This is a genomic window from Myroides sp. LJL116 (genome assembly GCF_054871685.1).
This window is the reverse complement of sequence record NZ_JBTXLR010000003.1, coordinates 181,378-203,610: the sequence shown is the minus strand read 5'-3', so window position 1 is coordinate 203,610 and position 22,233 is coordinate 181,378. Positions and strand designations below refer to the sequence as shown.

The 22,233-nt window shown below is 33.6% G+C and carries 16 protein-coding genes and 1 pseudogene; 13 read left to right on the top strand and 4 right to left on the bottom strand.

Going from position 1 to position 22,233, the window contains the following annotated elements:
- Positions 1-23 precede the first annotated feature (23 nt).
- The 7 genes and pseudogenes from ACYSNM_RS04350 (at position 24) to ACYSNM_RS04320 (ending at position 9,332) form a co-directional block, all read left to right on the top strand.
- Entirely contained in the window at positions 24-998 is a 975-nt protein-coding gene (locus ACYSNM_RS04350) for a deoxyhypusine synthase family protein (protein WP_461753868.1), read from the top strand.
- Positions 999-1,091: 93 nt separating this feature from the next.
- Positions 1,092-1,385: pseudogene (locus ACYSNM_RS04345) on the top strand (hypothetical protein); the annotation flags it as partial.
- 133 nt (positions 1,386-1,518) lie between these two features.
- The gene (ychF, locus tag ACYSNM_RS04340) at positions 1,519-2,613 is read left to right on the top strand and encodes a redox-regulated ATPase YchF (protein ID WP_461755779.1); all 1,095 of its coding nucleotides are present in this window, start codon (positions 1,519-1,521) and stop codon (positions 2,611-2,613) included.
- A gap of 255 nt (positions 2,614-2,868) precedes the next feature.
- The gene (locus ACYSNM_RS04335) at positions 2,869-3,777 is read left to right on the top strand and encodes a YihY/virulence factor BrkB family protein (RefSeq protein WP_461755778.1); all 909 of its coding nucleotides are present in this window, start codon (positions 2,869-2,871) and stop codon (positions 3,775-3,777) included.
- Between the two features lie 101 nt (positions 3,778-3,878).
- Positions 3,879-5,732, top strand: coding sequence for a DNA topoisomerase IV subunit B (locus tag ACYSNM_RS04330; protein WP_461755777.1), 1,854 nt, complete (start codon positions 3,879-3,881; stop codon positions 5,730-5,732).
- 3 nt (positions 5,733-5,735) lie between these two features.
- On the top strand, positions 5,736-8,390 hold the full coding sequence (locus ACYSNM_RS04325; RefSeq protein ID WP_461755776.1) for a DNA gyrase/topoisomerase IV subunit A: 2,655 nt from the start codon (positions 5,736-5,738) through the stop codon (positions 8,388-8,390).
- An 18-nt stretch (positions 8,391-8,408) separates the two neighbouring features.
- Positions 8,409-9,332, top strand: a complete 924-nt coding sequence (locus ACYSNM_RS04320; protein ID WP_461755775.1) for a phospholipase A — start codon at positions 8,409-8,411, stop codon at positions 9,330-9,332.
- 77 nt (positions 9,333-9,409) lie between these two features.
- Here the strand turns inward: ACYSNM_RS04320 and ACYSNM_RS04315 are convergent, their stop codons facing one another.
- Complete coding sequence (locus tag ACYSNM_RS04315; protein ID WP_461755774.1) at positions 9,410-9,613, bottom strand: hypothetical protein; 204 nt, start codon at positions 9,611-9,613, stop codon at positions 9,410-9,412.
- A gap of 11 nt (positions 9,614-9,624) precedes the next feature.
- Positions 9,625-10,980, bottom strand: coding sequence for an oxygen-independent coproporphyrinogen III oxidase (gene hemN, locus ACYSNM_RS04310; protein ID WP_461755773.1), 1,356 nt, complete (start codon positions 10,978-10,980; stop codon positions 9,625-9,627).
- 98 nt (positions 10,981-11,078) lie between these two features.
- On the opposite strand from hemN, the gene ACYSNM_RS04305 reads away from it, so the two are divergent.
- From ACYSNM_RS04305 to ACYSNM_RS04290, 4 genes are all read left to right on the top strand, one after another.
- On the top strand, positions 11,079-11,450 hold the full coding sequence (locus ACYSNM_RS04305; RefSeq protein ID WP_461755772.1) for a rhodanese-like domain-containing protein: 372 nt from the start codon (positions 11,079-11,081) through the stop codon (positions 11,448-11,450).
- A 110-nt stretch (positions 11,451-11,560) separates the two neighbouring features.
- Positions 11,561-11,848 (top strand): DUF4834 family protein, encoded by a 288-nt coding sequence (locus ACYSNM_RS04300; protein ID WP_461755771.1) that lies wholly within the window; start codon positions 11,561-11,563, stop codon positions 11,846-11,848.
- 199 nt (positions 11,849-12,047) lie between these two features.
- Positions 12,048-14,471 (top strand): YfhO family protein, encoded by a 2,424-nt coding sequence (locus ACYSNM_RS04295; protein WP_461755770.1) that lies wholly within the window; start codon positions 12,048-12,050, stop codon positions 14,469-14,471.
- Entirely contained in the window at positions 14,472-15,761 is a 1,290-nt protein-coding gene (locus ACYSNM_RS04290; RefSeq protein ID WP_461755769.1) for a glycosyltransferase family 4 protein, read from the top strand.
- A 62-nt stretch (positions 15,762-15,823) separates the two neighbouring features.
- On the opposite strand, the gene uvrA is transcribed toward ACYSNM_RS04290, so the two are convergent.
- Positions 15,824-18,637, bottom strand: coding sequence for an excinuclease ABC subunit UvrA (gene uvrA, locus ACYSNM_RS04285; RefSeq protein ID WP_461755768.1), 2,814 nt, complete (start codon positions 18,635-18,637; stop codon positions 15,824-15,826).
- Between the two features lie 444 nt (positions 18,638-19,081).
- Here uvrA and ACYSNM_RS04280 point away from each other — a divergent pair, with 444 nt between their 5' ends.
- Positions 19,082-19,669, top strand: a complete 588-nt coding sequence (locus ACYSNM_RS04280; protein WP_461755767.1) for an RNA polymerase sigma factor — start codon at positions 19,082-19,084, stop codon at positions 19,667-19,669.
- Between the two features lie 253 nt (positions 19,670-19,922).
- On the opposite strand, the gene ACYSNM_RS04275 is transcribed toward ACYSNM_RS04280, so the two are convergent.
- Positions 19,923-20,597 carry an endonuclease III domain-containing protein gene (locus ACYSNM_RS04275; RefSeq protein ID WP_461755766.1) on the bottom strand — a complete coding sequence of 225 codons (675 nt, stop codon included), beginning with the start codon at positions 20,595-20,597 and terminating at the stop codon, positions 19,923-19,925.
- Positions 20,598-20,806: 209 nt separating this feature from the next.
- On the opposite strand from ACYSNM_RS04275, the gene ACYSNM_RS04270 reads away from it, so the two are divergent.
- On the top strand, positions 20,807-22,201 hold the full coding sequence (locus tag ACYSNM_RS04270; protein WP_461755765.1) for a serine hydrolase: 1,395 nt from the start codon (positions 20,807-20,809) through the stop codon (positions 22,199-22,201).
- Positions 22,202-22,233: the final 32 nt, after the last annotated feature.

Here is a 22,233-nt window from a genome sequence, read left to right as displayed (position 1 = left end):
TTAATATATAAAAATTAAGTAAAATGAATAAAGGGCCAATTAGTCAGTTTTTAGTGCACAATTATAGACACTTTAACGCAGCAGCTTTGGTTGATGCAGCTAAAGGATATGAGGCGCATTTAGAAGATGGTGGAAAAATGTTAATCTCTATGGGAGGAGCAATGAGTACTGCTGAATTAGGTATTTCTCTAGCGGAGATGATTCGTCAAGATAAAGTACACTTTATTTCTTGTACAGGTGCAAACTTAGAGGAAGATGTAATGAATCTAGTTGCACACTCTCACTACAAAAGAGTTCCAAACTACCGTGATTTAACTCCAGAGCAAGAGCGTGAATTATTAGACAACCACTATAACCGTGTTACTGATACTTGTATTCCAGAGGAAGAAGCTTTCCGTCGTTTACAAAAGCACTTAGAGGATGTTTGGCATGCTGCTGAAGAAAAAGGAGAGCGTTATTTTCCACACGAATTCTTATACCAAGTAGTTAATTCTGGAGTTCTAGAACAATACTACGAAATTGACCCTAAAGACTCTTGGATTGTTGCAGCTGCAGAGAAAAATCTTCCAATTGTTTGTCCAGGATGGGAAGATTCAACTTGTGGTAATATCTTTACTTCTAACGTAATTAAAGGTAACTTAAATGTTCATACTGTAAAATCAGGAATTGAATATATGATTTACTTAACAGAATGGTACCGCGCTAACTCAGGTGGAAAAGGAGTTGGATTCTTCCAAATTGCTGGTGGAATCTCTGGAGATTTCCCAATTTGTGTTGTTCCAATGATGTACCAAGATTTAGAGTGGACAGATGTTCCTTTCTGGGCATATTTCTGTCAAATCTCTGACTCAACTACTTCTTATGGATCTTACTCAGGTGCAGTTCCAAATGAGAAAATTACATGGGGTAAGCTAGATGTTGATACGCCAAAATTTGTAATCGAATCAGATGCAACTATCGTAGCTCCTTTGGTGTTTGCGTATGTTCTTGGTAACTAATACAACAGAGAAATAAAGTGAAATTAGTGTTTAATTTTATTTGATTATTCCTAATTTGCTATTACATTTGAAAAGAAATAAAGCAATAAGAGAATGAAAAGAGTAATTGTTGATTACGCAAAATTAACTAACGAAATTTTAGCACTTTTAGTGGATAGATTTCCTGATGGATATGATGATTCTGATATAATTAGATTCAAAAATCAAAAGAATGAAACAATTGAAGCTGTTGAAGTTCGTACAGAGGATACTATATATCTGGTAAAAGTAAGTACTAAATTAGCCGACCGTATCGAGAACTTTGATGATGAAGAAGAAGACTATGCTGATCCAGCAGATGATTCTTTAGACGCATTGAAAGACTTGGAAATCGCCGACGAAGAAGATTAATATAATCTCTATAGAAAAAAACCACTCTTTATGAGTGGTTTTTTTATTAATCTTAATGCGTAAAAGGCTAATTCTAGTTTTATTTTCGATATATTTGCCAACGTTTAAAAAGACTGAAATAATTGAAAATATGAAAGCAGGTATTGTAGGATTACCCAATGTAGGTAAGTCAACCTTATTTAATTGTTTATCTAACGCAAAGGCGCAAAGTGCAAACTTTCCTTTCTGTACAATTGAACCAAATATTGGTGTGGTGAACGTACCAGATCCAAGATTGTTGAAATTAGAGGAGTTAGTTAATCCAGAGCGCGTTTTGCCAGCTACTGTAGATATCGTTGATATTGCAGGGTTAGTAAAAGGAGCAAGTAAAGGAGAAGGACTAGGAAATCAATTTTTAGGGAATATCCGCGAGTGTAATGCAATTATTCATGTGTTACGTTGTTTTGATAATGACAATATTGTTCACGTGGATGGGAATGTAAACCCAATTAGAGATAAGGAGACTATCGATATTGAGTTACAATTAAAGGATTTAGATACGGTTGAAAAACGCCTAGAAAAGGTTAAAAAGGCCGCTAAAACTGGTAATAAGGAAGCTCAAGTGGAAGCAGCTCTTTTAGAGCGTATTCGCGAGACTTTATTACAAGGTAAATCTGCACGTGTTATTGAGCCAAATAATCAAGATGAGGCGGAGCTTTTAGAAGATTTTCAATTAATTACTGCTAAGCCTGTTTTATATGTTTGTAACGTAGATGAATCTGCTGCTGTAAATGGTAATGCATATGTAGAGCAAGTTAGAGAATTAGTTAAGGACGAACATGCTGAGGTAATTGTTTTAGCTGTAGGAACAGAGGCAGACATTACAGAGTTAGAAAGCTATGAAGAGCGTCAAATGTTCTTAGAAGATATAGGTTTGTCAGAACCAGGAGTTTCTAAATTAATTCGTTCTGCTTACAAATTATTAAACCTACAAACTTATTTCACAGCAGGTGTGAAAGAAGTTAGAGCTTGGACTATTAAAGTTGGAGATACTGCTCCACAAGCAGCTGGTGTAATTCACTCAGATTTCGAGAAAGGATTTATTCGTGCAGAGGTTATCGCTTACCAAGATTTCGTGGACTATGGTTCAGAATCTAAAGTAAAAGAAGCTGGAAAATTAAGAGTGGAAGGAAAAGAATATATTGTAAAAGATGGGGATGTAATGCACTTCCGTTTTAACGTATAAGTCTTTTTACTTGTAGATATATACAAAACGACTCCTCAATAATTAATGATATTATTGGGGAGTTTTTTTTTAGGTATTTGTTTTTAATATTCCATAGATACTACTTTAACTAGTCTTAGGTAGTTTGGTTTTATTGAAAACATTATTGTATTTTAGTCCTTAGAGCCTTGTGTATAAAGAGGGCTAAAGCAAAAGCAAGGCAATGATACTAGCCTTGTAAGCGGGTTGTATTTGAATCTTTAATATTATTTTACTATGTTAGCCAAGAGTGTAGGTATGAAAGTGTTTTTACTTTTCAAGCAGTCCATTATGGACTTTATGTCAGATAATGCAATGAAGTTTAGCGCTGCTTTATCCTATTATACCATCTTTGCTTTTCCACCATTGCTCATTATAATTATTTCGGCAAGTAGTGTCTTTTTTGAACAACAAGAAGTAGCTGATTTTTTTTATGGCCAATTAAGTGACCTAGTTGGAGATAATACCGCTTTTGAGTTAAGGGGAGTAATGGAGAATTTAGCCATTACTAGATCCGGTATCCTGCCTACTATAATAAGTATTGCTATGCTTCTTTTTAGTGCCTCAGGGGTATTTGCTGAGATTCAAAGCTCCATTAATTATATGTGGGGATTTGCGGCTGCACCTCATAAGAGTATGGCTCAATTTATTCGAAATCGCATTATATCTTTTTCTATGATTGCCTCTGTGGGTTTTTTGCTTTTAGTTAGTCTTTTGGTTAATTCATTAATTAGTCTTTTGTCTAATTTTTTAAAGGAGTTTATAGATCACGATATTTTGTTTTTAGTAGAACTATTAAACAACGTGGTGGTCTTTGGTATAATTACCTTTTTATTTGCCCTTATATTCAAAGCTTTACCTAATGGAAGAATTCGTTGGAAGGATACTTTAATTGGTTCGGGTTTTACCGCCATTTTGTTTATGGTGGGTAAATTTGCCATAGGATTTTATTTAGGAAGTAGTGCAACTTCTTCTTTATACGGAGCTGCGGGGTCATTAATTGTAATGCTCATTTGGGTGTATTATTCGGCCATGATTTTATATTTTGGCGCCGAGTTTACAAAGAACTATGCCCTTTTGTTCGGAAAAAAGATAATGCCAGGAGCTGATTCTGTGGAAATTCGCAAAAATGTTATTAAAAATTGATTGAATTACAATCCTTTAGTTTTTATTGTTGATTCCAAGACTTTAACCATTTTTATTTTAAGCTAAATAATAGTAATTTAGCGCAAATTCCTTACTTTTTTATGCAAGATCAAAATCAATATACCGAAGATAATATTCGTTCATTAGATTGGAAAGAACACATTCGTATGCGCCCGGGAATGTATATCGGGAAGCTAGGTGATGGGTCTTCTCCTGATGATGGTATTTATATTTTACTAAAAGAAGTCATCGATAATAGTATTGATGAGTTTGTCATGGGTAGTGGTAAGACTATCGAAGTTACTTTAAAAGATAAAGTTGTGACTGTAAGAGACTACGGTAGGGGAATTCCTTTAGGGAAGGTGGTAGATGTTGTCTCTAAAATGAATACGGGAGGAAAGTACGATTCTCGTGCCTTTAAAAAATCTGTAGGTTTAAATGGGGTTGGTACAAAGGCGGTGAATGCTTTGAGCTCTTTCTTTAAGGTAGAAGCCATTAGAGATAACCAAATTAAGACAGCAGAGTTTTCTACAGGTAATTTAGTTCATGAGCAACCAGTGGAAGAAACCTCAAAGAGAAAAGGAACTAAGGTTTCTTTTATTGCTGATGAAACTATATTTAAAAATTATAAATATAGAAAGGAATACATTGAGCGTATGCTCAAAAACTACTGTTACTTAAATAAGGGACTAACCATTTACTTTAACGGAGAAAAATTTTATTCCGATAATGGATTACAAGACTTATTAAGTGAAAACATTGATCCTAGCGACCAAGTATATCCAATTATACATCTTTTAGGTGCCGATATTGAGATCGCTATGACACATAGTAAAACACAATATTCAGAAGAATATTATTCTTTTGTCAATGGGCAAAACACTACTCAAGGAGGAACGCATTTAGCAGCTTTTAGAGAAGGAGTTGTTCGTACTATCAAAGAGTTTTACAATAAAAATTTCGACGCCTCTGACGTGCGAAAAAGTATAGTAGCTGCTATATCTGTTAAGGTAGAGGAACCAGTATTTGAGTCTCAAACTAAAACAAAGTTGGGTTCAACGGATATGGGACCTGATATGCCAACAGTTAGAACGTATATCAATGATTTTATAAAGACCCAATTAGATAATTACTTACACAAGAATCCTGAGATTGCAGATATTTTACTACGTAAAATACTTCAAGCAGAAAAGGAGAGAAAGGAATTATCTGGTATTCGAAAATTAGCCAAAGAAAGAGCTAAGAAAGCTAGCTTACACAATCGTAAATTAAGGGATTGTAGGGTGCATTTTACCGATATAAAGAACCCTAGATATTTAGAGAGTACTTTGTTTATTACCGAGGGAGACTCGGCCTCCGGATCTATTACTAAAAGTAGGGATGTGAACACACAAGCGGTGTTCTCTCTTAGAGGTAAGCCTTTGAACTCTTTTGGTATGACAAAGAAAATTGTATATGAGAATGAGGAATTTAACCTTCTTCAAGCTGCTTTAAATATAGAGGACGATTTTGAGAATTTAAGATATAATAATATTGTAATTGCAACCGATGCCGATGTGGATGGAATGCACATTCGATTATTATTGATTACCTTTTTCCTACAATTTTTCCCAGAATTAATCAAAGAGGGGCATTTGTATATTTTGCAAACTCCCTTATTTAGAGTAAGAAATAAAAAACAGACTATCTATTGTTATAGTGATCAAGAAAGAGTGGAGGCTATTGAGAAGTTAAAGCCAAAGCCTGAAATTACTCGATTTAAAGGACTTGGGGAGATTTCTCCCGATGAATTTAAATATTTCATTGCCGAGGACATTCGTTTAGATCCTGTAATGTTAGACAAGAGCATTTCTATTGAGAAGATGTTGGAGTTTTACATGGGTAAAAACACCCCTGATAGACAAGAGTTTATCATTGATAATTTGAAAGTTGAACTTGATGTTGTAGAACAATAGATTATGAGCCACCAAGATAATTTAGATCCAGATTTAAATAAAGATAATTCCTTAACACCTGAAGAGTTTATTCAAGAGGAGGTAGAGCTACAACCTGAGGAGACTATAACTAAAGTAACTGGTATGTATAAAGACTGGTTCTTGGATTATGCTTCTTATGTAATTTTAGAGAGAGCTGTACCTGCTATTGAAGACGGATTCAAACCTGTACAGCGCCGAATTATGCACTCTATGCGTGAATTAGATGACGGTAGATACAATAAGGTAGCCAATATTGTTGGACATACCATGCAGTATCACCCTCACGGAGATGCTAGTATTGGAGATGCTATGGTACAGATAGGGCAGAAAGAATTATTAATCGATATGCAGGGGAACTGGGGAAATATTTTAACCGGGGACGGTGCAGCTGCATCTCGTTATATTGAAGCAAGATTAAGTAAATTTGCTTTGGAGGTTTTATATTCTCCAAAGATTACTACTTGGCAGTCCTCTTATGATGGTAGGAGAAATGAGCCAGTAAATTTACCAGTGAAGTTTCCCCTATTATTGGCACAAGGTGGAGAGGGTATCGCAGTTGGATTATCCACTAAGATATTACCTCACAACTTCAATGAGCTTATTGATGCTTCTATTAAAATATTAAAAGGAAAGCCCTTTAGTATATATCCTGACTTCCCAACAGCTGGAATAGCTGATGTTTCTAATTACAATGATGGAGCAAGGGGAGGAAGAGTACGCGTTAGAGCAAGAATAGCACCTTTGGATAAAAACACATTGGTTATTACAGAAATACCATTTTCAACTACTACAACTAGTTTGATTGATAGTATTTTAAAGGCCAATGACAAAGGAAAGATTAAAATTAAAAAGATCGAAGATAATACTGCCGCAGAAGTGGAAATTTTAATCCATTTACCTAGTGGTACTTCTCCTGATAAAACCATTGACGCATTATATGCTTTCACAGCTTGTGAAACCTCTATTGCACCATTGGGATGTGTAATTGAAGACAATAAGCCTTTATTTACAGGAGTAAGCCATATGCTTAAAACTTCTACCCACAGTACAGTAGAGCTTTTGAGAAGGGAATTAGAAATCGAGCTTTTTGAACTAGAAGAAAAATGGCATTTCCTATCCTTAGAAAGAATCTTTATAGAAAATAGAATCTACCGTTTAATAGAAGAGCAAAGCACTTGGGAAGGTGTTTTAAAGGCTATCGAACAGGGACTTCTACCATTTATAGAACATTTAAAAAGAGAAGTTTCTCAAGAAGATATTGTACGATTAACAGAGATTCGTATTAAACGTATCTCTAGATTTGATATAGATAAGGCCGTTGAAAATATCTTAGCTTTAGAAGGTGAGATTGAACAAGTTAAACACCACCTTGCTAATTTAATAGAATTTGCCATCAATTATTTTACAAGCTTAAAACAAAAATATGGCAAAGGAAAAGAAAGACAAACAGAATTAAAGAGTTTTGATACCATTGAAGCTACAAAAGTAGTGCTTAGAAACTCTAAATTATATGTAAATAAAGAAGAAGGTTTCTTTGGAACGGGATTAAGAAGGGATGAGTATGTTTGTGACTGTTCCGATATTGATGATATTATTGTCTTTTTACGTGATGGATCCGTTGTAGTTTCCAAAGTGGAGGATAAGAAATTCGTTGGGAAAGATATTATCCACATTGGTATTTGGGATAAGAACGATAATAGAACCATTTATAACTTAATCTATCGTGATGGTAAATCAGGATCAAGTTATATAAAACGATTTAATGTTAAGGGAGTAACTAGAGATAAGGTATATTCTTTAACCCAAGGAAAACCGGGGTCTCAAGTACTTTACTTCTCGGCTAATCCAAATGGAGAGGCAGAGATAATTACCATTATTTTACGCCAACTTTCCAATGTGAAAAAACTTAAGTTTGATGTAGATTTTGCCCAGTTATTAATTAAAGGTAGAGCAGCTAAAGGTAATTTAGTTACTAAGTATGCCATTAAGAAAATAGAGTTAAAGGAAAAGGGAATTTCTACTTTAAGACCTAGAAAAATATGGTTCGATTCTTCAGTAAGTCGCTTAAACGTGGATGGAAGAGGAGACCTATTAGGAGAGTTTAAACCAGAGGATCGTCTATTGGTTATTACTCAGTCAGGAAAAGTGAAAACTATTATTCCTGAATTAACGACACATTTCGAACAAGACATGATTGTCTTGGAGAAGTTTATAGCCAATAAGCCTATATCGGCAGTATATTTTGACGGTGAAAAACAAAGATATTACGTTAAGCGATTTTTTGTAGAAAACGAAAATAGAGAAGATAGCTTTATTACTGACCATGAAAAGTCTGTATTAGAGGTGGTTTGTACCGATTATAGACCTCACATTGAAGTTGTGTTTTCTAAAGTGAAAGGAGTGCAAAAAGAATCTTTACAAATCAACTTAGAAGAGTTCATTACTGTAAAGGGAATAAAAGCTTTAGGTAATCAATTAACCACTGATAAGATCAAACAGATTAATATCCTGGAGCCTTTTCCTTATGAGCCAGAACCAGAGGCTGTAAGTGAACAAGAACAGGATACAGAGCAAATAGAGGATGTGGATCCAGATGTGAGTATAGACCCAGATGGCCAGGCTAGCTTACTGCTTTAATTCTTATATCCATATAGCATGAGAAAATCTTTAAAAAGAGCTTTGTTTTTACTAGGAATTAGTAGTTGTATTTTCGGTTTAAGGGCTAGCGCTCAAAATACCGCAGATAATCTATTTGATAACCAAGAAAATAAGTATTCTCTATCGGAGCGTTGGGAATTGGGGAAAGATAGTCAAAAAAACACTTTTACAATCACCCCTTATAAGCCTATTTATATTCTTCCAGGTAGATGGAGCAATAGACCTAATGATAAACCAACGAGTCTAAACCCGGAGAACAATAGTAAGACAGCTTTGCCTTATCAGCCTTGGGAGTTAAAGTTTCAGTTGAGTTTTAAAACTAAAGTAGCTCAGGGCTTAATTTTTGGTAAAGGAGACATATGGTTAGCTTTTACGCAGACAGCTAATTGGCAGGCTTATAACGAGCCTATTTCAAGGCCTTTTAGAGAGCTTAATTACGAACCAGAGATTATTTTCAACTATCCTATTAATTGGAGTATTGGAAACTTTAATATTGTTATGGCTGGTGTTGGATTTAATCACCAAAGTAATGGTAAGAGTCTACCAGAGTCTAGAAGTTGGAATAGAGTTATTTTCCAACTTGGAATGGAATATGAGAACTGGAGCTTTGTTGCAAAGCCTTGGTTTAGATTAAAGGAAAAGAAGCAAAATGACGATAATCCTAAAATTTCTGACTATATAGGTAGAGCAGAGCTTTTAAGTGTTTATAGTTTTAAAGGAAATGTGCTTAGTTTGATGATACGTAGTAATATGCGTTTTAATTCACACTATAAAGGTTATATGGAATTTACATGGGCTTATCCTATTAAAGATAATTTGAAACTATATTTCACTGCTAGTAATGGTTATGGGGATGCTCTTATAGATTACAATTGGAGTCAAACTAATTTAGGCATAGGAATCTCTTTAATAGAGTGGTAAAAATACTACACAAGAGATTAATTTGCTGTGATATAAAAAAAAGACCTTGTTTTACTATTTGTAAAACAAGGTCTTTTTTATTTAGGTGTGTTTTTCTTTTCTAAGTCTTGCTTTTTAGCTGCAATCTTTAAACTAATGCCTAGGTAGACTATAAATATAAAAAAACCAATAAAAGAAAGCCAATTAGCCTGTAAGGACCACATGTCTGTAGTGTCGAAGTTGAAAATACCATAGACAAGAATTGTTAGTACTATGTAGGTAATAATTTTTTGAAATTTCATTAGAGTATATTTTAAATAGTCATGGAAAATAGTTGTCTATCTGGTTTTTGTTCCTGTAATCTAAGATCAAAAGCCATACAGATATTACGTATAAAAGGCCTACCTTTTTGGGTTACACTTATTTTATGTCGCTCTACTTTTACAAGGTCATCTTGGATTAATTCTTGTAAGTTTTCTAAAATAGTATTTACCTTAATATGACAGGCGTCTTTTGTTAAATCTGTTTCTAAGTTACACATTAAATTTAATATATGTTCTCGAATAATTAGATCTTCTTGATTTAAAATATGTCCTTTTACCACAGGAAGTACATTGTTTTCTAATAATGCATAGTATTGCTTTAGGTCTTTTGTATTTTGAGCAAATCCAAACCAGCTATCACTTATTGCCGATACACCTAAACCTATCATTAATTGAGTGGATTGAAGGGTATAGCCCATAAAGTTACGGTGTAATTCACCTTTGCACAAAGCTTTGTATAAGGGGTCTGTTTTCAAAGCAAAATGATCCATTCCAATTTCCATATAGCCATTTTTTATTAAAAGTTCTTTCCCTAATTCATATAGCTGTTGCTTTTGCATGCCCTTTGGAATATCTTGAATATCAAAACCTCTTTGCCCATTTCCTTTGACCCAAGGTACATGAGCATAGGAATAAAAAGCTATTCTATCGGGTAAAAGACTATAGGTTTTCTCCACAGTATCCACAACGTTACTCTTTGCTTGTAATGGTAAACCATAGATTAGATCATGAGAGATAGAAGTGTAGCCTATTTCTTTGGCCCACAAAGTCACTTTTGCAACATCGTGAAAGTTTTGTTTTCTGTGTATAGCTGATTGTATCTTAGGATCATAGTCCTGTACTCCAAAACTCACTCTTTTAAAACCAATGTCATAGAGTTTTTGTAAGTGCTCTTTTGTGGTATTCACTGGGTGACCTTCAAAACTAAATTCATAGTCTGTAGCCTTTGTAGCTGTTTTAAAAATCTCTTGTATTAAATATACTAGATGCTCTGCACTAAAAAAGGTTGGGGTACCACCACCTAAATGAATTTCCTTGATAATTGGTTTTTCTGGCAGTATAGCACAGTATAATTGCCATTCTTTTAAGAGTGCATTTATATAAGGGACTTCTTTGTTGTGCTGGGTGGTAATATATTTATGACATCCACAAAAAGTGCACAGGCTTTCACAAAAAGGCAGATGAATATATAAGCTAATACCTAAATTAGTATTACTTTGCTTAAAGCTAGTTTTACAACTTTCAAGCCAACTAGTATAATGAAAAGAATCTGTATCCCAGTAAGGAACACTGGGATAACTGGTGTATCTTGGTCCTGGAATATTGTATTTTTGTATTAAAGACATCTCCTTATTAGTTATATTTACACCAAAAATAACAGAAGATTATCGTAATTTAAATGATAAATATCATCTAACTAATCTATATAAACATGAAAAACAGAATGAAACAAATTTTACTTGCTATAGTATTGGCTAATTTTAACATATTAGTTAGTTTTGCCCAAAGTCCAAAGGAGGAACATTTATTAGATAAAGCTCATTTTCAACATGCTATCGCGCAAAATGATATTCAATTGGTAGATGTGAGAACTTCAGAAGAATTCCAGCAAGGAAGCATTGATGGGGCCCAAAACATAGATTTCTTACAAAAAGACTTTTTAGACAATATTAGTAACTTAGATAAAGATAAGGCGGTATATATCTTTTGTAAGAGTGGTAAAAGAAGCGCAAATGCCAGAGAAAAATTACTAGAAAATGGGTTTACAAAAGTATACGAACTAGATGGGGGTTTTTTACAGTGGCAAGCTAAATAAGTTAATAAGCTAGGAAATACTGTGGAACACTCTTGTTTTTATCAATATTTTAAGATTTTACTATCTGATAAAAACAAAATATTTACTATTTTTGAAAAAAAACAAACGATATGGATACAGCATCTTTTACAGGATTTATAAAAACTCTGTGTATAATTGTTTTAGTGTACTACGGTTTTAAGTTCGCTATGCGTTATCTATTACCACTACTATTAATTAAAGTAGCAAAAAAGGCTGGTGAGAACTTTCAACAAAAGCAACAACAATACTATCAACAAAATAATTCTTATTCAAGCAATACAACTAACCAAAACTCTACTAATGAAACCAAAGAGGTTTTTAGGAGTAAGAAAGTAGTTGGAGAGTATATAGAATTTGAGGAAATTGATACTAAATAACACTAAATAAAAAACAACAAAAGGGTTACAGTGAGCTGTAATCCTTTTTTTTGTACCATAAAGTTCTCTACAAAGGGAGATTTCTTTGTTTAAAAAAGGGGAATCGCTTTTTTAGTGGGAAAAAATCGCAATACTAATTACTCTCTTGATTATAATTACTTATTTTAGCCTATTATAAAATTTAATGCTAAAAAATAAAATGAGCAGTTATAAGAAGTTTTTACCCCACCTACTAGTTTTAGTGGGATTTGTTTTTATTTCTTTGGGTTATTTTTCTCCTGTTTTAAAAGGGAAGGTAATTTACCAATCCGATATTGTACAGTATACTGGAATGGCCAAAGAGCAAATAGAGTTTAGGGCCAATAATCAAAGTGAGCCTTATTGGACCAATAGCGCTTTTGGTGGGATGCCTACTTATCAATTGGGAGCTAAATATCCCTACAATTTTATCAAAGATATAGATAGTGCTCTACGATTTTTACCCCGTCCAGCGGATTATCTTTTTTTATACTTCATAGGATTTTATGTTTTACTTATTAGTTTAAGAGTAAGTGCTTTACGAGCATTTATTGGAGCTTTAGCCTTTGGTTTTTCTACTTACCTGATTATCATCTTGGGAGTAGGGCATAATGCCAAAGCACATGCTATTGCTTATATGCCCATGGTACTTGCTGGGGTTTTACTCATTTGGCAAAAACGCTTTATAGTAGGAGGTATCTTAACAGGATTTGCAGCAGCTTTAGAAATTAGCGCCAATCACTTTCAGATGACCTATTACTTACTGCTTTTACTCTTAGTAGTTTGTATTTACTACACTGTTATTTATATCAAAGAAAAGAACTATAAATCTCTTTTAAGTGTTTATGGTATTTTAGCACTTACTGCTATTTTAAGTATTGGCGCAAATGCTACTAACTTATTAGCAACGGCCGAATATGCTAAGTTCTCTACAAGAGGAAAGAGTGAATTAACTAGTGTAGATGCTCAAAGTGCTACCTCTGGTTCCTCTCTAAGTTATGATTATATCACCGAGTATAGTTATGGGATATTTGAGAGTTTAAACCTATTAGTACCTCGATTAACAGGAGGAGCTAATAATGAATCTTTATCTACAGACTCTAATGTTGGTGAATTTTTAAAAGGTATAGGAGCAAATAGCCAAGAAGTTGCAGGATTTGTTGAAAATGTACCTACATACTGGGGAGATCAGCCTATAGTTGCTGCTCCGGCTTATATTGGTGCTGTGGTGGCATTTCTATTTGTTTTGGCTTGCTTTGTAGAAAAAAGACGAGTTAAATACGTATTTATCATAGGAGCTTTACTTTCTCTATTATTGTCTTGGGGTAAGAACTTTAGCCTTTTAACGGATTTCTTTATCAATTGGGTGCCTTTATATAATAAGTTCAGAGCAGTATCTTCCATTCAAGTTATTTTAGAAATTTGTATGCCAGCTTTGGCTATTTTAGGACTATATAGTTTTACTACAGTCTCTAAAGAAAAACAAATCAAAGCCTTACTTTATAGTGCTTATATCTTTATAGGTATTTTTGTGTTTTTATTTATTGCACAATCTACTTTGCCTTTTGCAGGTTTAAATGATCCTTATTATACGCAAGCTTATGGCGAAATAGGACCTGGCTTAGTTAGGGCTATCACCCAAGACAGAAAGCAAATGTACCAAGCAGACCTTTTTAGAAGTATATTTTTAATAGGGGCTACTTTTGGGGTGTTATTCTTATTTAGTAAAGGTAAATTAAAACAAACTATTGCCCTGGTAGTTCTAGGAGCTTTAATGGTTTTAGATTTAGTATTAGTTGATAAAAAGTATGTCAATGAGAATAATTTTGTAAACAAATCTCAAATGAGTGCTCCTTTTGGGTTAACTGCTGCAGATAAGCAAATCCTAAGTGACCCAAGTATTTTTAGAGTATATGAGATTGATGCCGGTTTGAATAGTGCTAGAAGTAGCTATTTTCATCAAGCGATCAATGGTTACCATGCTGCAAAACCACGAAGAATACAACAATTGATGGATAATAATTTATTGAGTAACAATATACAAGTACTCAATATGTTCAATGTTAAGTATCTTTTAGCAAGCAATGAAGACCGTCAACTTGTTCATATGCAAAATGACCAGGCAAATGGCAATGCATGGTTTGTAGAAAATATTGATTTTGTGCAAGATGCTAATGCTCAAATTGCAGCTTTACATACTCAAAACACCAAAACAACTGCTACAGTGGATCGTTCTGCATTTAAAGATTTAACTTTACAGGATGCCTATAAGGTAGATTCTATTGGAAGTAATATCGTGTTAATGGATTATGCTCCTAATAAATTAACTTATAAAAGTAACAATCCCAATAATGGAGTAGGGGTTTTCTCTGAAATGTATTATCCTAATGGATGGAGAGCTACTATGGATGGGAAGCCTGTGGAGATTTTTAGTGTGAATTATGTATTAAGAGCTTTGGAAATACCTTCTGGAGAGCATGAAATCATTTTCACTTTCGAGCCACAAGTCATTAAAACTGGAAGTTATATTGCTTTAGTAAGTTTTATTGTAATGGTGATTTTAAGTATAGGAGCAATTCTTTATTCCAAAAAACAACAAAAATAAATGAAACAAAAAGTTTTAATTATTTCTTATTATTGGCCTCCAGCAGGTGGCCCAGGAGTACAACGATGGTTAAAATTTGTCAAGTATTTGCCAGATTTTAATTATCATCCAGTGGTATATATTCCTTCGAATCCTACTTATGCTATGGTAGATAACCATATGGAACAAGATCTAGGAAAGGATGTTACTATAATCAAAAATAAAATTTCTGAACCCTATAAATTGGCTAAATTATTTTGGCCTACACAAAGTAGTACCCTTAGTGCTGGTATGATTCCAAGTATTAGGAAACAGACCAAGACAGATAAGTTTTTATTGGCCATAAGAGGAAACTTTTTTATTCCAGATGCAAGGATAGGATGGGTGGATACCTCTGTTGATTTTTTGAAAGAATATCTGTCAAAGAACCCTGATATTACTAAGGTTATTACAACAGGTCCTCCTCATAGTATGCATCTAATCGGCCTGGCACTAAAACAAGAGCTTAACATCAAGTGGATTGCAGACTTTAGAGATCCATGGACCACCATTGGTTATCATAAAGATCTTAAATTGATGTGGTATGCCAAGCATAAGCATATTAAATTGGAAAGGAAAGTCCTTGAGAATGCCGATCATATTTTGGTTACTAGTCAAGGAACAAAAAGGGAGTTTTCTCAAAAAACTAAACGCCCTATAACTGTAATTACCAATGGATATGATACCATTCACACTGGAAAAGTTGAATTAGACAAAAAGTTTACTCTAGCGCATGTGGGATCTTTTTTATCCGACAGAAATCCTAGAGTCCTTTGGAAGGCTCTTGCTGAATTGTGTAAAGAAAACCCAAGCTTTAAAGAGAGCTTTGAATTGAAATTAATAGGTAAAGTATCCCAAGATATATTTGATACCATTAAAGAGTTTGGTTTAGATACCTCTATGAATTATATGGGCTATTTAAGCCATTTACAAGCTTATAAGCAAATGAAGGCTTCCCAGGTTCTTCTTTTAGTAGAAATCGACTCAGAGAACACTAAATGCATCATTCCTGGTAAGATCTTTGAATACATGGCAAGTGAACGTCCTATTTTAGCTATTGGACCAGAGGAGTCTGATTTTTTTGATATTATCCTCTCTACAAATACAGGAAAAGTTTCCTTGTATAGTGAAAAGGACCAAATAAAGGAGATCCTTTTAGATTATTTTGAAAAATACCAAAATAACCAATTGTATTCTCATGCTATGGGACTACAGTATTATAGCAGAAAGAAATTGACTCAGGCTTTAAGTAAAGTTTTAAATAAGCTTTGAAGTAATAAAGTAAGTGTAGACAATAAAAAAGGGAACAAATTAATTTGTTCCCTTTTTCTATTTTAAACTAATTTTTCTTTTAAGTATTTTCCTGTTTGCGAATCTTTGTTTTGTGCAAGCTGCTCAGGAGTACCGAAACCTACTAAATTTCCACCGTTTTCTCCACCCTCTGGACCAATGTCAATAATATAGTCAGCACATTTAATAAGGTCTAAATTATGCTCAATAACTACAATGGAGTGTCCTTTATCGATTAAAGCATTAAAAGACTTTAAAAGTTTACTTATATCGTGAAAATGTAATCCAGTTGTTGGCTCATCAAATACAAAAAGCATCTTTTCTCTGGTAGTACCAGCTAGTAAAAAGGAAGCTAATTTGATTCTTTGAGCTTCTCCACCACTTAAAGTAGAAGAGGACTGACCTAATTGAACATATCCTAATCCTACATCTTGCAGGGCTTGAAGTTTTTGAGCAATCTTAATTTGTTCATGTTTTTTGAAAAACTCCACACCTTGATCGATGGTCATTCGTAAAATGTCATCGATGTTTTTAGACTCAAAGTTAACTTCTAAAATTTCCTTTTTAAAGCGCTTTCCTTGACAAGTTTCACATGGTAGGTGAACATCTGCCATAAACTGCATCTCAACCGTTACGCTTCCTTCTCCTTTACAAGTTTCACATCTACCTCCATCTACGTTGAAAGAGAAGTGCTTAGGTTGGTAATTACGCAACTTAGATAGCTGTTGTTTGGAATATAGGTCTCTAATATCATCGTAGGCTTTAATATACGTAACAGGGTTACTTCTTGAGCTTCTACCAATTGGATTTTGGTCCACATATTCCACTTGTTTTATTACAGAAAAGTCTCCTTTAATTTCAGTGAATTGCCCAGGTTTGTCTCCAGTTGCACTTAATTTTTTCTGAAGTGCAGGAACCAATATCTTTTTAACCAACGTACTTTTACCACTACCCGATACACCGGTAACAACCGTTAGACATTCTAATGGAAAGGTTACATCAATATTTTTTAGGTTGTTTTCTCTAGCCCCGATTACTTCAATACTATGGGAATAACTACGTCTGTGTTTAGGCAGTTCTATGGACAATTTTCCATTTAAATATTGGGCAGTTAAGGATTCTTGCTCTAATATTTCTTGGTAGGTTCCTTGTGCTACTAGTTCACCACCGTGTGTACCAGCTTCAGGACCAATATCAATGATTTGATCTGCTTCACTCATAATGTCCTGGTCATGCTCTACCACAATTACAGTGTTTCCTAAGGCTTTTAACTCCTTTAACACATCAATTAACTTTTCAGTATCCTTAGGGTGAAGTCCAATACTTGGCTCGTCCAATATATACATAGATCCAACTAGGCTACTACCTAAAGAAGTGGCTAAATTAATACGTTGGGATTCTCCACCACTTAGTGTAGAAGAGTTTCTATTGATAGTTAAGTAATCTAATCCAACATTAGTTAAAAACTCCAAACGGCTATTGATCTCAATTAGTAATCGTTTTGCTATTTGCTTTTCGTAACTGTTTAAAGTTAAGGTCTCAAAAAATGTTTTTAAGTGCTTGATAGGTAAATCCACTAGCTCGCTTATTGTTTTACCCCCAATTTTGACATAATTGGCCTCTTGTCTAAGTCGTTTTCCTTTACAAGTAGGACATTTGGTCTTACCTCTATATCGAGACAGTAAGACGCGGTTTTGTATTTTATAGTTTTTTTGCTCTAATTCTGCAAAAAAATCATTTAAACCTGTAAAGTAAGAATTTCCTTCCCAAAGTAAATCTTGTTGCTCTTTGCTAAGCTCAAAAATTGGCTTATGAATAGGGAAATCAAACTTATAAGCTGTATTGACAAGTTGATCTTTGAATTTACTTAAAGACTCTCCTCTCCAAGGGAAAATAGCATTTTCATAGACAGATAAACCTGTATTTGGGATAACTAATTCTTGATCTATACCAATAATACTTCCATAGCCATCACAACTTGGACATGCTCCATAAGGGTTGTTAAAACTAAAAAGGTGTACATTAGGTTCTAAGAAGGTAATGCCATCTAATTCAAATTTATTACTGAATTCAAATGTTTTATTACTACTAATCTCATGTAGTATACAATTTCCCTTTCCTTCAAAAAAAGCAATTTGAACACTATCTCCTAAACGATCATAAAATTCTTTCTCTTTTGAAATAACCAATCTGTCCACAACTAAGAATATTTCTTTACTTGGGATGCCTTGAATTTGCTCAGGGCTGTTTTCTTGTAAGAATTGGTCTAAACGGTGAGCTTTATTATTGACTAATATACGAGCAAAACCTTGTTGAAGTAGAATGTTTAAATGTTGATCTAATGAGCGGTCATCCTGTAAAAGGACAGGAGCTAAAAGCATCCATTTTGACCCTTCTTGTTGCTTTTCAACAAAATCCAGTACATCAGTTACCGTATCTTTCTTTACTAATTGTCCACTAATTGGAGAATAAGTAAGACCTATACGTGCAAATAAAAGCTTAATATAATCATAGATTTCAGTAGAAGTTCCTACAGTACTTCGCGCATTAGTGGTATTTACTTTTTGTTCAATGGCAATAGCTGGAGCAATTCCTTTGATATATTCTACTTTAGGCTTATCAATACGACCTAAGAATTGTCTAGCATAAGCAGATAAACTCTCCACATACCTTCTTTGTCCTTCTGCATAAAGTGTGTCAAAAGCCAAGGAGGATTTACCCGAACCTGATAATCCTGTTATTACAATTAATTGGTTTCTAGGAATTACAACATCTAAATTTTTTAAATTATGTAATTGAGCTCCTTTTATGATAATATTTTTTTTTGGATCTATTTTGGATAAGTCGATTTTGTTCATAGCGATGAAAAAAGTTGAATAAACAAAGATAATGCTTTCTTTCTGTGTTTTATAACTAAGGGGCCAATACTTTTAAGGCTTAAGCCTATAAGATTGGCTTGTTTTAGTAGTAAAAGTACTAAAAGAGCCCCTTGTAGTTTGCTTTGTTAAAATTATTTAACAAATAAAAGGAAATTAATTTGTTTTTTAACATAATTATATGGAGATTGTGTTAGTTTTTAAATATTAAAATAATGAAACGATAGTGTTTTTGGGGATTTGCGGTAAGATGTATAGGTAATTTTGTAAAAATTACAAGTAAAAAAGAGTAGTTGGGATTTTTTGATAATTTTTGTTTTATTTAACAATTAATCCTATATTTGCCTTATAAACCTAAATATACAAGTGCCTATTCAACAAAATTACTTTTAGTTCAAAAAATATTGCTTCTTAAAAGAAATTGTTATGGGATATATTGATACTCCAGACGCCAAGCTTATTAGTTTATATATAGCTGGTGCAGAAAGTGCGTTAGAAATCTTGATCAAAAGACATCAAGCAAAAATATATGGGTTTATCTTTTCAAAGGTTTCCGATGCAGATCTTGCTGACGACATTTTTCAAGATACTTTTATCAAAGTTATTCATACTCTTAAGGGAGGAAGATATAATGAGGAAGGGAAATTTCTTCCTTGGGTAATTCGCATTGCTCATAATTTGGTAATGGACCATTACAGAAAACAAAAACGTACTACCATTTTAAATGATTCTCCAGAAATGCCTCTATTTGCTTTCTTAAGGGATACAGGGGATTCCATGGAAGGTAGATTAATAAAAGAGCAAATTGAGAAAGATTTGCAATTCTTAATCCAAGAATTACCTAACGATCAAAAACAGGTTATTTTTATGCGCATCTACCAAGACTTAAGTTTCAAAGAGATAGCTGAGCAAACAGATGTAAGTATTAATACTGCACTAGGTCGTATGAGATATGCCTTACTGAACTTGAGAAAATTAATTCAAGATAAAAACATTGTATTAACTGAGCAATAAAAGGATACAAGGTGGCGTTATAAAGCAAACACCTTAAATATCCTTGCATGAAAAACATCTACAAAGACCTCCATGTAAAATTTTCTTTGCCAAGAAAAAAGACTATTGAGAATCTTTTGATTTATTCCAAAAACCTTACAGTACTAGGATTAAACGCAGAAAATTTCACAAAAAATGCACTGACGGAAGAAAATTAATTTTCTCCCAGAAGTTATATAAGCTCTAAATGAACTTCATTTAGAGCTTATATTTTTTATTTCTTTTTTGTTTTAGCTTCTAATTTTTTATAGTAGTCATTCAATACCGTTTTTCTGCCTATTACGCTTGTAATGATATCTAACTCTAAATTCCAGGCTCTAGCCGGGCTGTATTGTCTACCGTACCATACCATTTGTAAATGTAGGTCAATCCATTTATCCTCTGGGAATAGTCTTTTGGCATCTTTTTCACTTTGCTCTACGCTTTTACCATTGGATAAATTCCATCTGTATAACAAACGATGTATATGGGTGTCTACTGGAAAGGCAGGTACTGCAAAGGCTTGTGCCATTACTACAGAGGCAGTTTTATGTCCAACACCTGGAAAAGTTTCCAGAGCTTCTAAATCACAAGGAACCTCTCCTTGGTATTTGTCAATTAGGATTTGAGAAAGACCATGTATGCCTTTACTTTTCATTGGGGAAAGACCACAAGGACGTATGATGTCTTGAATTTCCTCTACACTTAATTTTACCATATCATAGGGATTATCTGCTTTAGCAAATAAAATAGGCGTTATTTTATTTACTCTCTCATCGGTGCATTGAGCAGATAATAACACAGCTATAAGTAGGGTATAAGGATCTTTATGATCTAAAGGCACAGGTATTTCAGGATATAAGGCTTCTAAGGTTTCGATTACAAATTGAACTTTTTGTGCTTTTGTCATTATAAGTTTATTTTCAAGCGAAGATACCCAAAATATATAGTAATTAAAATCTATTTACTTACCTTGTGCTTGGCATTGAGCCCTTGTTTAAGCGACTGTTTTTTTACTAAGAAGACAGCTGTTCTTAAATATTGTGGTCCTTTGTGTTAAAAAGGAACGTATATTGCTATAAAGGTAATATTTTTATTAAAAAGTTAAGTCAATATAGAATGAGTAAATGGAGAGTTTTAGCCTTATGTATAGGGCTTTTGATAGGACAAGCTGGTTTTTCAATGCAAAAGCCTGGAGATCCTATGGAAAAATTTTATAGTTATTTTAAGCAAAGCGATTTTTCAGGATTTTATCAAGATTACTCCGATGATTTACAAGCAGATGTAACACAAGTTCAAAGTGAGAAGTTTATAGAAAATCTTCAGGCTACTTTCGGACAAATCACAAGCTATAGTTCTATTGTATGGAATAATTCACCTACTAAAATGTATGAAGTACAATTTAGTGAAGGAGACACTTTTATATTTGGGTTCAGAGAGAATACAAAAGGGCAGGTGGATTACTTTCAAATTTTCACCCTTCCAAGTATGCAGGGACAGCAAAACTTTTTACAAGCTGATCTGTCTAGCATTGTCTCACAAAGTCTAGATTCTTTGAGTGTAAACACAAAGGTTGCCATTGGGCTAATTGACGGGGATCAAATTAAGAGTTTTCAACTTACTAATAAAAAAGGGCAACTTGTTTTTTCTGAGGATAATGCAGAGATTTTTCCAATTCTAAATCTAAGCGATGTATTTACAAATACATTGTTAGCAAAGGATATGCAAAGCAAAAATATAGGTCTTGGAAAAATGGCAAATGATTATTTTGATTTTCCCTTTAAAGACAATTTAGAATTAAACCTTGTTGCTTTAAGTAATCAAATTACAGGCCTACCAGCTTTACCTGATGCTATTTTTAAGCAAAACAGCCAAGATAAAGATAAAGTGGGGCGTTTTTCAAAAGAGGATTTAGAGCGTTATTTAAAAGATTTTGTACATAGTGATACGGCAAACGCTAAAGTTTATTCTTATTTAAATGGGGCTATCATCGCTCAGGTATTACAAAATTACCATCAAAAAGAATATAGTGAATTACTTCAAGAGTCTATTTTAACTCCCTATGGTATGAACCAGACCTTTGTTGGTGTTCCCAAAAAGAAAAAAAAGCTAGTAGGTAACCTAGATGATAGGGCTTTTCTAGCTTTACAAGAAAAGGATGCTTTTATTCCAAGTGTTGGTCTTTACTCTACGGTAGGGGATTTAAGTAAGTTTATCGCCCAGCAATTCAATAAGAATAATGCTGCTTTAGCTTTTAGCCGTAAACCAACTGCTATTATATCCAGTTCTATTTTATCGAGTATTGCTTGGAAGGTAGAACAGACCTATTACAATGAAAATTATATCTATTTCAACACGGGACTATCTTCTTCCTTTGTCAATATGATGGTTTTTGATCCTATTGCTCAAAAAGGAGTTGTTATATTATCCAATGCACATACAGAACCAGAGCAAGAACAGTTGTTTTCACTTGCCAATGCTTTGATGATGAAATTGCTTTATACTTCCTCTTAAGTAGAAGAGTGCATAAAATAGCATTGTATAAA

Coding starts and splice junctions, on each gene's coding strand:
- ACYSNM_RS04350 (WP_461753868.1), top strand. CDS start 24: ATGAATAAAGGGCCAATTAGTCAGTTTTTAGTGCACAATTATAGACAC.
- ychF (WP_461755779.1), top strand. CDS start 1,519: ATGAAAGCAGGTATTGTAGGATTACCCAATGTAGGTAAGTCAACCTTA.
- ACYSNM_RS04275 (WP_461755766.1), bottom strand. CDS start 20,597: ATGACAAAAGCACAAAAAGTTCAATTTGTAATCGAAACCTTAGAAGCC.
- hemN (WP_461755773.1), bottom strand. CDS start 10,980: ATGTCTTTAATACAAAAATACAATATTCCAGGACCAAGATACACCAGT.
- ACYSNM_RS04280 (WP_461755767.1), top strand. CDS start 19,082: ATGGGATATATTGATACTCCAGACGCCAAGCTTATTAGTTTATATATA.
- ACYSNM_RS04325 (WP_461755776.1), top strand. CDS start 5,736: ATGAGCCACCAAGATAATTTAGATCCAGATTTAAATAAAGATAATTCC.
- uvrA (WP_461755768.1), bottom strand. CDS start 18,637: ATGAACAAAATCGACTTATCCAAAATAGATCCAAAAAAAAATATTATC.
- ACYSNM_RS04320 (WP_461755775.1), top strand. CDS start 8,409: ATGAGAAAATCTTTAAAAAGAGCTTTGTTTTTACTAGGAATTAGTAGT.
- ACYSNM_RS04295 (WP_461755770.1), top strand. CDS start 12,048: ATGAGCAGTTATAAGAAGTTTTTACCCCACCTACTAGTTTTAGTGGGA.
- ACYSNM_RS04335 (WP_461755778.1), top strand. CDS start 2,869: ATGTTAGCCAAGAGTGTAGGTATGAAAGTGTTTTTACTTTTCAAGCAG.
- ACYSNM_RS04300 (WP_461755771.1), top strand. CDS start 11,561: ATGGATACAGCATCTTTTACAGGATTTATAAAAACTCTGTGTATAATT.
- ACYSNM_RS04315 (WP_461755774.1), bottom strand. CDS start 9,613: ATGAAATTTCAAAAAATTATTACCTACATAGTACTAACAATTCTTGTC.
- ACYSNM_RS04305 (WP_461755772.1), top strand. CDS start 11,079: ATGAAACAAATTTTACTTGCTATAGTATTGGCTAATTTTAACATATTA.
- ACYSNM_RS04330 (WP_461755777.1), top strand. CDS start 3,879: ATGCAAGATCAAAATCAATATACCGAAGATAATATTCGTTCATTAGAT.
- ACYSNM_RS04270 (WP_461755765.1), top strand. CDS start 20,807: ATGAGTAAATGGAGAGTTTTAGCCTTATGTATAGGGCTTTTGATAGGA.
- ACYSNM_RS04290 (WP_461755769.1), top strand. CDS start 14,472: ATGAAACAAAAAGTTTTAATTATTTCTTATTATTGGCCTCCAGCAGGT.